The organism is Spirulina subsalsa PCC 9445 (assembly GCF_000314005.1).
Taxonomy (GTDB): domain Bacteria; phylum Cyanobacteriota; class Cyanobacteriia; order Cyanobacteriales; family Spirulinaceae; genus Spirulina_A; species Spirulina_A subsalsa.
Genome location: NZ_JH980292.1, coordinates 172,067 through 185,823 on the forward strand (window position 1 = coordinate 172,067; position 13,757 = coordinate 185,823).

At 46.9% G+C, this 13,757-nt stretch carries 14 protein-coding genes and 1 CRISPR repeat array (1 of these 15 cut by a window edge); of the genes, 7 read left to right on the top strand and 7 right to left on the bottom strand.

What is annotated here, in order from left to right; translation table 11 throughout:
• Nucleotides 1-1,535: a CRISPR direct-repeat array (repeat unit 37 nt; unit sequence GTTGAAATGCTGTATAATGCCTATGAGGTATTGAAAC) (it extends 3,718 nt beyond the left edge of the window).
• Between the two features lie 32 nt (nt 1,536-1,567).
• On the top strand, nt 1,568-1,885 hold the full coding sequence (locus SPI9445_RS0101245; protein ID WP_017302895.1) for a hypothetical protein: 318 nt from the start codon (nt 1,568-1,570) through the stop codon (nt 1,883-1,885).
• A 312-nt stretch (nt 1,886-2,197) separates the two neighbouring features.
• Here SPI9445_RS0101245 and SPI9445_RS0101250 read toward each other — a convergent pair whose 3' ends face one another.
• Together SPI9445_RS0101250 and SPI9445_RS0101255 are read right to left on the bottom strand one after the other, a co-directional pair.
• Nucleotides 2,198-3,601 (bottom strand): NCS2 family permease, encoded by a 1,404-nt coding sequence (locus tag SPI9445_RS0101250; protein WP_017302896.1) that lies wholly within the window; start codon nt 3,599-3,601, stop codon nt 2,198-2,200.
• An 89-nt stretch (nt 3,602-3,690) separates the two neighbouring features.
• Nucleotides 3,691-4,341 carry an SH3 domain-containing protein gene (locus SPI9445_RS0101255; RefSeq protein WP_017302897.1) on the bottom strand — a complete coding sequence of 217 codons (651 nt, stop codon included), beginning with the start codon at nt 4,339-4,341 and terminating at the stop codon, nt 3,691-3,693.
• Nucleotides 4,342-4,714: 373 nt separating this feature from the next.
• On the opposite strand from SPI9445_RS0101255, the gene SPI9445_RS29710 reads away from it, so the two are divergent.
• Entirely contained in the window at nt 4,715-5,077 is a 363-nt protein-coding gene (locus SPI9445_RS29710; RefSeq protein WP_071525248.1) for a transposase, read from the top strand.
• A 53-nt stretch (nt 5,078-5,130) separates the two neighbouring features.
• On the opposite strand, the gene SPI9445_RS0101260 is transcribed toward SPI9445_RS29710, so the two are convergent.
• The gene (locus SPI9445_RS0101260; protein ID WP_017302898.1) at nt 5,131-6,549 is read right to left on the bottom strand and encodes a hypothetical protein; all 1,419 of its coding nucleotides are present in this window, start codon (nt 6,547-6,549) and stop codon (nt 5,131-5,133) included.
• 379 nt (nt 6,550-6,928) lie between these two features.
• Here SPI9445_RS0101260 and SPI9445_RS0101265 point away from each other — a divergent pair, with 379 nt between their 5' ends.
• The 3 genes from SPI9445_RS0101265 to SPI9445_RS0101275 all read left to right on the top strand — a co-directional run bounded on the left by SPI9445_RS0101265 (nt 6,929) and on the right by SPI9445_RS0101275 (nt 8,759).
• Nucleotides 6,929-7,558 (top strand): DUF6391 domain-containing protein, encoded by a 630-nt coding sequence (locus SPI9445_RS0101265; RefSeq protein ID WP_017302899.1) that lies wholly within the window; start codon nt 6,929-6,931, stop codon nt 7,556-7,558.
• Nucleotides 7,559-7,646: 88 nt separating this feature from the next.
• Nucleotides 7,647-7,883 (top strand): photosystem I reaction center subunit IV, encoded by a 237-nt coding sequence (locus SPI9445_RS0101270; RefSeq protein WP_017302900.1) that lies wholly within the window; start codon nt 7,647-7,649, stop codon nt 7,881-7,883.
• 15 nt (nt 7,884-7,898) lie between these two features.
• The gene (locus SPI9445_RS0101275; protein WP_017302901.1) at nt 7,899-8,759 is read left to right on the top strand and encodes a DNA-formamidopyrimidine glycosylase; all 861 of its coding nucleotides are present in this window, start codon (nt 7,899-7,901) and stop codon (nt 8,757-8,759) included.
• A gap of 162 nt (nt 8,760-8,921) precedes the next feature.
• On the opposite strand, the gene SPI9445_RS0101280 is transcribed toward SPI9445_RS0101275, so the two are convergent.
• The 3 genes from SPI9445_RS0101280 to SPI9445_RS0101290 form a co-directional block, all read right to left on the bottom strand.
• Nucleotides 8,922-9,194, bottom strand: a complete 273-nt coding sequence (locus SPI9445_RS0101280; RefSeq protein WP_017302902.1) for a hypothetical protein — start codon at nt 9,192-9,194, stop codon at nt 8,922-8,924.
• A gap of 266 nt (nt 9,195-9,460) precedes the next feature.
• Nucleotides 9,461-10,510, bottom strand: a complete 1,050-nt coding sequence (locus tag SPI9445_RS0101285) for a M42 family metallopeptidase (protein ID WP_017302903.1) — start codon at nt 10,508-10,510, stop codon at nt 9,461-9,463.
• A 120-nt stretch (nt 10,511-10,630) separates the two neighbouring features.
• Nucleotides 10,631-11,035: a YkgJ family cysteine cluster protein gene (locus SPI9445_RS0101290; protein WP_017302904.1), complete on the bottom strand. Its 405-nt coding sequence runs from the start codon at nt 11,033-11,035 to the stop codon at nt 10,631-10,633.
• A 188-nt stretch (nt 11,036-11,223) separates the two neighbouring features.
• Between SPI9445_RS0101290 and psb30 the strand changes: the two genes are divergently transcribed.
• Nucleotides 11,224-11,355 (top strand): photosystem II reaction center protein Ycf12/Psb30, encoded by a 132-nt coding sequence (gene psb30, locus SPI9445_RS0101295; protein WP_026079440.1) that lies wholly within the window; start codon nt 11,224-11,226, stop codon nt 11,353-11,355.
• Nucleotides 11,356-11,760: 405 nt separating this feature from the next.
• On the opposite strand, the gene SPI9445_RS0101300 is transcribed toward psb30, so the two are convergent.
• Nucleotides 11,761-12,078: a slr1957 family protein gene (locus tag SPI9445_RS0101300; protein WP_026079441.1), complete on the bottom strand. Its 318-nt coding sequence runs from the start codon at nt 12,076-12,078 to the stop codon at nt 11,761-11,763.
• 357 nt (nt 12,079-12,435) lie between these two features.
• Here SPI9445_RS0101300 and argJ point away from each other — a divergent pair, with 357 nt between their 5' ends.
• Entirely contained in the window at nt 12,436-13,695 is a 1,260-nt protein-coding gene (gene argJ / locus SPI9445_RS0101305) for a bifunctional ornithine acetyltransferase/N-acetylglutamate synthase (protein ID WP_017302907.1), read from the top strand.
• The last annotated feature ends 62 nt before the right edge of the window (nt 13,696-13,757 follow it).

The following is a 13,757-nucleotide window of genomic DNA, read 5'->3' on the forward strand; positions in this document are numbered from 1 at the left end:
ATGCCTATGAGGTATTGAAACTCGTACGGAGACGTCTTGCCGGGCCGGCAAGTACTTGTTGAAATGCTGTATAATGCCTATGAGGTATTGAAACTTGGGCAAAGCGATCGCTAGGATTCAAACCTAGTGTTGAAATGCTGTATAATGCCTATGAGGTATTGAAACTTACAGTATGGGTTCAAGCCATGAGTAGTTACCCATGTTGAAATGCTGTATAATGCCTATGAGGTATTGAAACAAAATATGCTGAATTAAAAATACATGGCATCCCTGTTGAAATGCTGTATAATGCCTATGAGGTATTGAAACCAAGCGAAACTTAGCCAAACTGTAAGGCCTATACTTAGGTTGAAATGCTGTATAATGCCTATGAGGTATTGAAACTGCTCATCAAGCCCGCTCCCTTCTGCGAGTTCGTTGAAATGCTGTATAATGCCTATGAGGTATTGAAACTATTAAACGAGTCCCCATTGAAATCCCCCGCATTAGTTGAAATGCTGTATAATGCCTATGAGGTATTGAAACGGTACACTTCGTCGTCAAAGAACCTGAACAGCAAGTTGAAATGCTGTATAATGCCTATGAGGTATTGAAACCTTCGGCCGGGTGGGTGGCACGGATTAGTACAGCCGTTGAAATGCTGTATAATGCCTATGAGGTATTGAAACCCGGATGTCGCTCATGATGGGGCGCTTGTTGTTCGTTGAAATGCTGTATAATGCCTATGAGGTATTGAAACAAAGCGAGAAAGCAGGCAAAAATTATAAAGGGAAAGTTGAAATGCTGTATAATGCCTATGAGGTATTGAAACGTAAAAGAAGACCGAAAATTATCGGGATTACATCCAGCGTTGAAATGCTGTATAATGCCTATGAGGTATTGAAACAATTCAGGGGAATGACACAGCAAGCCTGGCTGAGTTGAAATGCTGTATAATGCCTATGAGGTATTGAAACAGAGTGTACGGAAACGTTCCCATACGCCCCTCGTTGAAATGCTGTATAATGCCTATGAGGTATTGAAACATTGCGATAATTACGGGGATAAATGAACTCTTCTGGTTGAAATGCTGTATAATGCCTATGAGGTATTGAAACTTTGCCCAAACACATAAACGCTCTAATGATGTAATGTTGAAATGCTGTATAATGCCTATGAGGTATTGAAACAAAATCGGGATCAATCACTTGTCGAATCCAGTCGCGTTGCGAGTTGAAATGCTGTATAATGCCTATGAGGTATTGAAACCCCCTATTTGTTCTCTGACGGTGGTCGCGATTATGTTGAAATGCTGTATAATGCCTATGAGGTATTGAAACAGCCGGGACAGTTCCGCCCCCGGCGAGGGCAGGAGCGTTGAAATGCTGTATAATGCCTATGAGGTATTGAAACGAGAGTCCCCGGAAGCCCGCACAACATTAAACCGGAGTTGAAATGCTGTATAATGCCTATGAGGTATTGAAACATAACTCAAATCTCTCTCTCCTTAAAGCGTGATGTTGAAATACTGTATAATGCCTATGAGGTGTTGAAACGTAGATAAAAGAAAATCGCGGAAGAAAGCAAAATGATTAAGTGGCAGACTTATCGCGGATATATGTCTCTTGACACCAGCGATCCAAACCAAATAACGAAAATTTTGTTAGAAGGCGAGGGAAAGGAATTTTTAGAGCAAAGATTAGCAGAAGGGTGGTATGGACGGTATGGCCACCTATATCACGATCATGCAAGAGCTATTGATCTACTCGCGGCCATTACTCTTTCTCCGGGAGATTTTGCCTTTCCGAAAATTGTAGAAGGTCAGGAAATACTGGAGAAGTACGACTCACGGAAGAAGTACGACTCAGCACCAAGATCAAGCCAAGAAGAATATCGGACATATTGAGATAGAGACATGAATCTCTCGGAAAATCCAACGACAGAGCGGTTAATACTGGCAAAATTAATCAACGGTGTAGCATTACTATCCTCAGCTAAATCATCGGTGTCGTAGTGCCGAACAATATGATGTTCCCCTAACGGTTTTTGAAAATATACTAATTAGGGCTTCCTGAATAACTCTGCTGGTGGGGCTAGGGAACAGGGGAGAGGGGGAGCAGGGGAATAGCCAAAACTCTTGACTATTGCCTTTTCCCGACTCCCGACTCCCCAACTCTCGGACTTATTCCGCAAGTCCTACCTGTTCAGAATTGGCAGATTATGCCAGAGCAAACTTGAGGATAAACAACACCGCCAAGATCCACATCCCAATCTTCGTTTCATGGAACTTGCCCTGAAACGACTTAATCACCGGATAAGCAATTAACCCCACCGCCAAACCTTCGGCAATGGAATAACTCAAGGGCATAATCACAATAGTCAGAAAAGCCGGAATCGACTCCGCCGGATCTTGCCAACGGATATGGGTGACACTCCCCGCCATTAATACCCCCACAATCAATAAAGCAGGAGCCGTAGCAAAACCCGGAATCGCTTGCAACAGGGGAATAAAAAACAGCGCCAAAACAAATAAAATCCCTGTCACTACCGCCGTGAAACCACTGCGCCCCCCTTCCGATACCCCGGCCGCCGATTCAATGTAACTGGTGACAGTGGAGGTGCCGAGAATCGCCCCGGCTGTGGTCCCCACAGCATCAGCCATGAACGCTCGATCCACTCGGGGAAATTCGCCATTTTCCTCAATGTAACCCGCTTTAACCCCTAATCCGGTTAAAGTGCCTACGGTGTCGAACAAGTCTACAAACAGAAAGACAAAAATCACTGTAAACAGTTCAAACCCATTACTGCGGGTCATTTCCCCAATCCCCACAAACGCCTGCCCCACCAGATCAACTGGGAGTTGAGGTAAACCGACGAGGCCTTGAGGTGGGGGGGCAATGCCCAAAATCCAGCCTAGGATGGCGGTGGCTAAAATACCCCACAGCAGCGCCCCTTTAATCCGACGGGCGAGAAAAGCTGAGGTCAGGAAAATCCCCACAACGGCCATTAGGGTTTTGGGGTTGCTTAAATCCCCTAATCCGGTGAGGGTGGCAGGATTGGCAACGATTAGCCCCGCCCCTCCGGTTTCTGGGTTGCCGGAGAGGGCAATATAGGCAATAAATAAGCCAATCCCGGCGGCGGTGGCGTGTCGGATACAGTCGGGAATCATGGCCACAATTAGGGTGCGGACGTTAAATAGACTGAGGATGATAAAAATAATCCCCTCAATCAAAACGGCACCTAATGCTACCCGCCAACTAATGCCTAAGCCAATGACCACGGAATAGGCAAAGTAGGCGTTTAATCCCATACCGGGGGCGAGGGCAAAGGGGAATTTACCATAGAGTCCCATGATAAAAGTTGCGATCGCCGCCGAAAGAGCCGTAGCAATCACCAACTCCCCAAACAAGTCCCCCGACTCTTCCAAATAAATCGCGGCCGAGAGAATCCCCGGATTAACAGCCAAAATATAGGCCATCGTGACAAAGGTAGTCACCCCCGCTAAAATTTCCGTGCGAAAGTTGGTCTGTAAACCCGTAAAGTCAAAATAATCAGCGATTTTGACCGCCACACCCCCAGACGCTGGAGAGGGATCTGGCTTTTGTTCCGGTTCTTCTGTCATAGGATGATGTCTTGCTCAATGAACATTGACCAGTGAACAGCAAAAAATACACAGTAAACAGTGAACAGTGAACAATAACTTATCCGAGACTAGGGACAAGGAATGACATTCATCCAACCACCCCGACCGCCGGAAATCCAACCGGATTGGGGAGAGGAGATTTGTAACCAAATACGCCCTTCACTATCGGTAAACGTTTCCCCCGTAAGGGTCACACGCTGACCTTGTTGAACCCCACTAATAGCCCCCAATGTCCCATCAGGACGAGAACGCACGGATAACCCTAACAGCGCCTGACGACAACTTCCAGCCGTGGCCGGGAGAGGAGAACCCGGACGACTAAGCGTTACGGGAGCAGTCGGTTGAGTCGTGGTGGGGGGAGTAGCAGGCGTTTGGGGGCGAGGTTGGGGTTGGGGTTGGGATTGAGGGGGCGTCACCACTGTTGCCGAACAGGTGGTTAAATAACGGGCAATCACAAAACCCCGTCTCGGCGCTTCCACCGCGACCCAACCCCTTTCTCCGGTGTTGACAATGCGTAACTTGGTGCCAGGATTCAAAGTAGCGAGGGTTTCACTATCTTGATCAACAGAAGGACGGGAAAAGATATCTAGCATTCGGTTAGCTTGTCGGCAGGTTTCCTCCGCCGTTTGTTGAGCCACTTCTAGGGATTCTGCTTGGACAAGGGCAGGATACCCCCCAAACAGTGTTAGGAGTAATAGGAAAAAAATGCGCGTTTTCATGGCTTGATCGGCTTAGGCTTAAACATCAATAATTTAACAAAAATGTTGCGGAATTCCCCTTCCTCGCTTGCAGGGACCGGATGGACTTGACCACTAACTCCCAAAGCGAAAACCAAGCTAAAAAGGGCTGTGTTGCAAGAGAAAATTTGGGTCTTAGGAACTAGGACTTCTGCCTGGGGAGGGAAGATAAGACTCGCTATATTTCGGTATAGAAAGCACTTCCCATTGAATCAGGAAGCTCCATCCTCGCGCCTAGGCAGGGTGGGGTAGTTCACGGCCATTGTAGACTAACGAATGCTTTTCGTTGGGCAGGAGGCCCCATCTTCGGCGTTATCTTGATCGTCGGAAGAAGACCGTCGATTTTATCGACGGTTTGATTCTTCCTAGACCGAAGTTTTTAGATAAAGCAGGGCGTAAGATTAAATTACTACAAAGAAGGCTTAGGAATAAAAACAAAGGTTCTAATACATGGCAGAAACTACAGCATCGGATCGCTCTATTACATGAAGCCGTAGCCAACAGAAGAAAGGATTACCATTTCAAGTTAGCCCATCAACTCTGTGATGGAGTCGGTAGTAAAACAGCGTGGATTAACTGCGGTCGGTGCGCCCGTGGTCAAACAGCCCAGTCATGGCGTTCTGTCCGGGACTTTGGTCTAGATAAGAGTCTATATGGGAATCCCTCGCTTTCAGCGAGGGGAGGTTCAATCCTTGGGTTTAAGCCGTTTCATGCTTAATTCTTCCCCTCTTGCCTCTTGCCTATTCCCTAAAGTGCGCACTTGAGCAAAAATCAAGCCACAGCGACTAAATCATTAACGATTCTATCCTCTGAACAAGGCAAACCACTGTGACCCTCTAGAGCATCCGCATTTTGAGCCGAAGCAATGGTTAAAACCACCGTTAAGGTTTCGAGGAAGTTAATCAACCATTGACACTTTTCTACAGGTTCTCCTTGATACCGTTGGATTAAAGCGGAGATGTAGGTGATCATGTCTTGATAACTATTGGGGCAAATCAAGAGGATTTTTAACACTAAAACCGTCAGGGTGAGATAATGATTCCGACGGGTGAGAACATTGCAAGGGTGATTCGCTTCGGGATCATCGGGAGGATTCAATAAGTAGGCGAGAACCCGCTTACAAGTTCTCAAAAGTAAGCCAGCATCCCAAGGCACATCATCATAATGGGTGTAAAGGGGTTCAATTTGTTTGGCGAGTTTGGCTTTAATTAACCAACCAGAAACTTGCTCATCTCCTAGAGCTACTCCCAAATATTTAAGTAAACTATTTTTAAAGTCTTTGAACGGTAAACCCTGAGTCTGCTTGAGAAAAATATTAGCTAAACTTTGGTAGTTAAAGCTTTTTTGTTTCACCAAAACCTTTTGAATCAGTTGTAAGCTGTTGCGGTTGAGTTTAGTCGGGTTATAGGAAGAACGCCCAGCATTGGGAACATCTAAATGAGCCAGATAAATAGCCAGTTTAAACTTATATTTTTTATGAATTCGTCGCGCTAAAATCCGGGCGCAGTCCCGTTCTAGTTCGGAACTGCCTGAGTTAAGAGACTGATCCAAAAAGATATAATAGGCATACCGTCGGCTCCAAGTGTCTTCATATCTTCGGGTATACCAGTTTGCTAAAAACACTAACTTTTGATAATCTGGACTGGCTAAAAAGCATTTGCGCCATTCAGTTAGTCTACGCTTGACCATGGAAAGGGAGCGATTTTGTAGGCGGCTTTCGGCTAAACTCTCAACGAGAATCGGAATATTTTGATATTCGTTACGCAGTAAAAATTCTTTAATTAAGGTATAATAACATTGCAGCAAAACTTGGCGAAATTGTTCCTGCAAGTTAATCACAATCAAATCGTAAAAAGCTTGTTCTAGATTTTTATTAAACGGGATATCTTCAATGAATAAGTTTACAAATTCTTCGATAATCTTTTCCGAGGGGGAAGATTTAGCTTGTTGCTGAAAGTAGTCTAGGATAATCGCTTGAGAACGTTGGGCGACTTGCTCAATATTAGCCTCACAGGATTCTACATCCATTTGGTTAGTAAAAGGCTCTTTTGCTATAGAACCTTTTGCCGCAGAATAACCAGTAGATTGGCTAGACTTAAACGGATTAGAATTAGCCTTATTATAATGGGCTTTAGTATAATTGGAGTGAGAAAAGGGTGGGATGTAGTCTGAAGTTTGTGTGAGTTTCATGAGCAGAACACCTGAATCTAACGCCTTAAATAAATCAAGCTAATATCATCTTTTCCCGTTTAAGGGCTGATCGTGATACCTTATCCTATGGGTAGAGACTTCTGGAGTGCAAGCGGTTTGGCTAGATTTATTGAAAACAATAAAATATCAGCAATTCGTTTAAAGAATTGATGAAGTTGTCCAGCATTTGTATCTAGTTTGCATCAATTTCTGTGGTTTTTTCGGAGGTAGTAACCGTCTCTACAAGACCAGATTGCTACAATCCGTAAAATTCCATAAGTATTTCCCACAGGTCAACGAGGTCACTCACCAGTCAGAAAAAAGCGTGATAGCTTAGGACAAAGAGTAATTTTCCACTAGACAACACCTTGAAACAACTATGACTGAATCTGTAAGCTTTGATTTCAGTAAGTTGTGGGATTTTGCCCCCGCGACTCCCTATCCCCACCAAGATACGGATTTACTGCAACAGTTTTTTTTCTTGCCCGGTTTACGGGAAATCCTCATGTTGCGTCAAGTTCACGCTTTAGAACATGGGACGGTTTGGGTACTGAGTGAGACGGAAGGGACTCAGGGGAAACAGTCCCAAGATAATCAGGCTCTGGGGGGACTCTCCACAGACCAAGGGTTTTATCTCTACGGAGAGGTGAATCCGGTTGATTTGCGTCGTGCGGTACAAATGGCTTTAAAACGGATGCAGGGGGGAGAATGGGATTTAGCGGTACATCCTCGTTGTGGTACTAATGTTTCTGTGATGATGATGGTGGGGGCCGGGATGATGTTGGGGACTTATTTCCTGCTGCCGCGTAATCCGATTGAACAGGTTTTGGGGTTGGGATTAGCTTCTCTGACGGCGGTTCATATTTCCCCGGATTTGGGTCGCTTGGCGCAAAAATACCTAACGACGGCGATTCCGTTTAATCTAACGCTGCAAGAGATTTTCCCGACGATGGATATGTGGGGACGAGAGGCGCATTTTGTCCGTTTAGGCTGGCAGGAGTGGGTCTGAGGTTCATAAAACTTAAAACAAAAGGAGAGCAGAGAACCACCTTGGGATAGTACCCTTAAATCTAGATCATTAAGGGAGAATAATATCAATGGTTAAACGCGGTGATAAGGTAAGAATCTTAAGAAAGGAGTCTTACTGGTATCAAGATGTCGGCACGGTTGCTAGTGTTGATAAAAGTGGCATTATCTATCCGGTCATCGTGCGTTTTGATAAAGTCAACTACACTGGATTCAGTGGCAGTCCTTCCGGGCTGAACACCAATAACTATGCTGAACATGAGCTAGAAGTGGTGGAAGCGGCCCCGGAGAAGAAAGCAAAGGCTTAAGCTGAAAAATCCAGAGTGCCTGAATTACCAGAAGTTGAAACAGTTCGTCAGGGTCTAAATCAATTGACTCTGCACCAAAGGATTGAGGGTGGGGAGGTGTTGCATCAGCCAACGCTTGCCTACCCTTTTTCTGTGGCGGATTTTCTGGGAGGGGTTGGGGGATGTGCGATCGCCTCTTGGGAAAGACGAGGGAAGTATTTACTGGCGCAATTGACCACCCCCCAAGGGAAAGCGGGGGGTTGGTTAGGGGTACATTTGCGCATGACGGGTCAGTTATTTTGGGTCAAACGGGATGAACCTTTGGGGAAACATACAAGGTTGCGTCTGTTTTTTGCTGGGGGTCAGGAGTTGCGTTTTATTGATATCCGAACTTTCGGCCGGATTTGGTGGGTTTCGCCCCTTCAGGAGCCTGCTGAGGTGATTACAGGCCTCACTCGTTTGGGGGTAGAGCCTTTGAGTGAACAGTTTACGGTGGAGGGGTTGGGGGAACAGTTGGCGAAACGACGGGGGCCGATTAAGGGGGTGTTGTTGGATCAGAAGGTGGTGGCGGGTCTGGGGAATATCTACGCCGATGAGGTGTTATTTCAGAGTCGGATTCGACCGGATGCGATCGCCTCTACCCTCACCCCCCAACAAGTCAACGCCCTCCACCAAGCCATTATAGCCGTCTTAAACCGAGCCATTGAACGGGGCGGCACGACGTTTAGTGACTTCCTCAACTTGTTAGGAGTCCGGGGCAATTACGGCGATTCCGCTTGGGTCTACGGTCGCACAGAACAACCCTGTTTAGTCTGTCAGACTCCCATTCAACGGATGAAAATATCCGGGCGTTCCTCTCATTTTTGTCCGACTTGTCAGACCCGGAGTTTAGACTAGGGCTTGCTAATACCCATTTAATTTGTCTTCAGCAAGCCCTCGCTCAGAACAACAAGCGAGTTCAGCCCCTACTGTAAACATCACACACAAATACAGGACTAAACTCGCTGATGCTAATAATCACGAACAAGAATTAACAATCGTTAACACTAAATAACCAGTCTAGCCAAGATCCAAATGTGAGAGGACATCTTCTGCCCATTCTTGGCTTAAAACTTCTTCATTTTTATCAACGGAATTGTTGTGAAGAATGTAGTATTGCCGTTTGTGCGCCAAGCTGTCCAAACTGCCAACATGGATAAAACTCTTAGGTAAACGGTCATTTTCAAAAGCATACTGACCAACGTGGAACTGATTCACATGATCCTTATCAACCCACAACCCCCATCCTTTTTCTGCATCGTTCAATTCTGCGAGGAAGTTTAAAGTATTCATGGCTCTCCTAATCGTTTTTTATAACTTCTGACTCTTTTATTATGGGATCAAAGTCTTGGTTTCGTCTCATCGTATTTACGGAATGTAATGCAAGGATACGGAAGTTAATATAGCCAACCTATTACCCAATCCTGACAAGTTAAGACTCAACGTTGGAAGTCAAGGGAACAGGAAACGGTGAACAGGAAACAGGGGAGTCGGGAGTCGGGGGGAGAGGGAGAGAAAGGGAGACGAGGAATTAAGACTTATTCCCCATTCCCTATTCCCTATTCCTCGTTCCCTAGGCCCTCAATGTAGCGCGCCAAAATATCAATACAGCCTGCAATTGCCCCAAGGTGCGCGATTTCGTAGCCGTGGGTGTTTTCTGTGGGAAATCCTAAACAGGCAGCGCGGGCAACGTGACCAAATTTCATCGCAATGGAGGCATCACTGCCAAAACCGCTAATGGCGGCGAATTGATAGGAAATATTGGCCAATTGGGCAGCCCGGGCAAGTTCTTGATTTAATCCTTCGTCATAGATGCCATAACCATCTTGGGAGAGAATCACGGGAATAGCACCGTCGAGGATGGGATATTCTGGGGCGAGGGGACAAATTTCTAGGGCAATCAGGGCATCTAGGCGATGATTTTGGCTGAAGTAGAGCGCACCTAACGCGCCGACTTCTTCTTTGGCGGAAGCGACGAGGTAAACGGTGGGTTTGGGGTGGCTAATTCGTTGGGCTAGAGCGAGTAAGATAGCGAGGGAGGCTTTGTTATCGAGGGTGTAACTGGCGATGTAGTTGTGGAGGCGAAAGGGCTGTTTTCGGTGTTTGCCCACCACAACACGGGTTCCCGGACGCACTCCGGCTTTTTGGAGTTCGCCGGGGGTGCGTTTGGTTTCCACCCAGACATCTTGCCAACGGAGGGGATTTTTGTCTTGTTGGGCTTTTTGGGGGGACTCGTGGGAGACGTGACGGGAGCCAAAGGAGAGGATTCCGGACAGGGTAGTGCGATCGCCTAAAATATCCACAACGCCCTCGCCATACACCCAAGGAAAAGATCCCCCTAGGTTACGAATTCTTAACCGTCCTTTGTTATCTATCCCCTTGACAATTGCCCCGATTTCGTCCTTATGGGCGGTAATGGCGATCGCTCTTTCTGCCTCACGACCGGGAATTTTGAGGATAATATTCCCCGCTTGATCTTGCCCATACTCCACCCCTAACCCCTGTAAACGTTGCACGAGAAACTGATCAATTTCCCCTTCTACGCCACTCGGAGAGTGTTGTTCCACTAACTCAGCAATTTGATTAAAGAGAGCATCGTAATCCGCCATAAATTTTTTCTGACTTTTCCGGATATCCTTCCCTCTTTACAGGAAAAGGGAATGGTAGATGCACCCTGATAGCTCTCCCATGTCATTTTCCCTGAAGTGGCATGGGATTTTTTTTTCCGCTCAACGGTGTTTTAACCGTTTTGCTTCCAGGAAGGATTTAGGACAAGCCGTTGACTCCTCTATCAGGGTTTGTTCATAGTGTCTCATTTCTGGGCTATTTTCGCCATAGACTCCTAAAATTTGTTGGCGACAGCACTCTGTGGCAAATTGATTAAATTCCGAGGGAATCACCCCATACATTTCTGTAAATTTTTCTGGAGTCACTCGGCAAAAGGAAGGACGTTGATCATAAATCCGGCATTGACGCGATGTTTTATCATAGTGAATGCACCAGCCATCCTCTCCCACTAAACTCATATAGAGTTCGAGTTCCTCTGGAGTGAGATAATCGGGGAGGTCAGGGCGATCAGTCGGATCCAAATGACAACAAGCCCCACAGTGTTCAATACAATGCCAAGTTGCCATAGAACAAGTCCGGGAAAAATAAAGCTTTCCATAATATCATAACAAGGACGAATTTTGGCACACCCTCCCTAAGACTTATCTGTATTGTATAGTTTTGTATCGTTCCTGAAAAAATGTCCCCTGCCCGTGTAGTATGTAGAGTGAATTTTTTTGTATATTCATTTGGGTCGGGTAATAAGAGTAAAACAATGGACTTTATCACAAGTGCAGTTGGTAGCGTTAACTGGGAATTAATCTTTCAGCTAACTTTCGTAGCCTTGATCATGATTGCTGGTCCGGTCGTGATTTTCTTGTTGGCCTTCAATGGCGGGGATCTTTAACAAAAATGTTGCGGAATTCCCCTTCCTCGCTTGCAGGGAGGGGATGGATAGCAACCCAGCAATATACTGAGCGACAGCAAATCCATGCTAAGATAAATATATCTTGACCACTAACCCCCAAAGCGAAAACTAAGCTAAAAAGGGCTGTGTTGCAAGAGAAAATTTGGGTCTTAGGAACTAGGACTTCTGCCTGGGTCTGAAAGATAAGACTCGCTATATTTCGGTATGGAAAGCACTTCCCATTGAATCAGGAAGCTCCATCCTCGCGCCTAGGCAGGGTGGGGTAGTTCACGCTGGAGAGTTTGACCACTCGACAGTTTTAGCGGGTCACTCAATTAGCCAGTCACTCAATAGAACACCCTCCTGTAGAGGAGGGTGTTTGAGTTTTGGGGGGAACGGGATTGATTATGGCTCATCATCCATTAGGGGAATGGCGATCGCACCCAAAGCGAAAACCAGCACCAAAGGCATGGGACAATGGGAAACGAAGGTCGAAACAATTCCACCAATCGAGCCCAGAAACAACACCCACAACAAGACTCTTTCTTCTAAACAGAGTCCTTTTTGCTCTTTAATCAATCTTAAGACTTTAAGGGGAACCGGTTCAGGCATCACTGCACCGGGGGGGAACGCCCAATAGTTGCCAGACCGTTCACAGAACAAGTCTGTCCAACCATTTTCCATACACCATTCCTGAATCCATTCGTCTCTGTAATGTTTCATCGCAAGCTCTCGGTCAATCTACTGGAAGTAATCGCAAAAAGGTAAGAAGGTTAGTAAGTTTGCGTTGTTTGTGTGTTCTTTATGTCTCGTGGTTCAGTGTAGTTTTACATTCAGTATGATCCCGGTGGTCACTCACTCAATATGACCCAGACCGTTATTAGGAATATTAGCAAGGTGTCCTGAAAGATGCGTCAAAACAACATCAAAGTTTACTTTTCAAGCAGAAACAATCAGTATATATACTTATTCATTAAACGGATCTAAAGAACCGATGCCAAGAGTTGACAGTTGAGAGTTGCCAGTTAATAGTTGATACAGGTAAAAATACCAACCCATCGATAGGCTAAGGAGAAATGAATGGGAGACTGGCAAATCATTGAGGGCAATGTAACAGCACCGAGAGGCTTTAAGGCGGCGGGGATTACGGCGGGGCTGAAACCATCCGGCGCGCCAGATTTAGCCCTGATTTACTCGGAAACCGAGGCGATCGCCGCCGGAGTGTTTACAACCTCTATTGTGCGGGCGGCCTGTGTAGATTACTGTCGTCAACGTTTGCAAAAAAAAGCATCTGCTCGCGCCATTCTCTGTAATGCGGGACAGGCCAATGCAGCCACAGGAGAGCAAGGATGGGAAGATGCCCTAGAAACCGCCCAATTAGTCGCCCAACACCTCAACATTAGCCCCGATGCTGTCCTCCTCGCCTCAACGGGAGTGATCGGACAACGGATGAAAATGGAGGCCTTCCGGGGGGGGATTCCCCAACTGGTGGAGAGTTTATCCGAAACTGGGGGAGATGCCGCCTCCCGAGCCATTATCACCACGGATTTAGTCCCCAAGGCGATCGCCCTAGAAACCACCCTAGAAGGCCGTCCCGTGCGCATTGGCGGCATTGCCAAAGGCTCCGGCATGATTCACCCCAACATGGCCACCATGCTCTCCTTTGTCACCTGTGATGCGGCCGTCTCCACCCACCTCTGGCAAGAAATGCTCACCCGTGCCGCCAATAAAAGCTTTAATCAAATCACCGTAGATGGGGATACCAGCACCAATGACTCCCTAATTGCCCTCGCCAATGGTCAATCCCGGACGGCGGCGATTACGGAGATGAACGCTGACGGCGAGAAACTAGAGGCCATGTTAACCGAAGTGTGTCAGTATTTGGCCAAGGCGATCGCTCGGGATGGGGAAGGAGCCACCTGTTTAATTGAAGTGCAAGTGACCGGAGCCCCCAATGATGCCGCCGCCCGTCAGGTCGCCAAAACCATTGTCGGCTCCTCCCTCGTCAAATCCGCCATTTTCGGACGAGATCCCAACTGGGGGCGCATTGCCGGAGCCGCTGGACGGGCTGGGGTACCCTTTGAGCAGGATCATCTACGGATTAAACTGGGGGACTTCCTGATGATGGATGGAGGTCAGCCCATGCCCTATGATCGTCAAGCGGCCAGTGATTACATGAGGCAAATTGCCCAAGATTCCTCCCGACCCGAAGGAGGTCAACGGCGAGATAATCCCCTGATTATTGCCGTCGATTTAGGCAATGGTTCCGGGAAAGGTCTGGCTTGGGGCTGTGACCTCAGTTACGATTATGTGAAAATTAACGCCGAATATACGACTTGACATCCTCCCGACGCTGACCGCAAGCGGTACAGCGCGGGCTTCCCCCTATCACTACGAGGCCT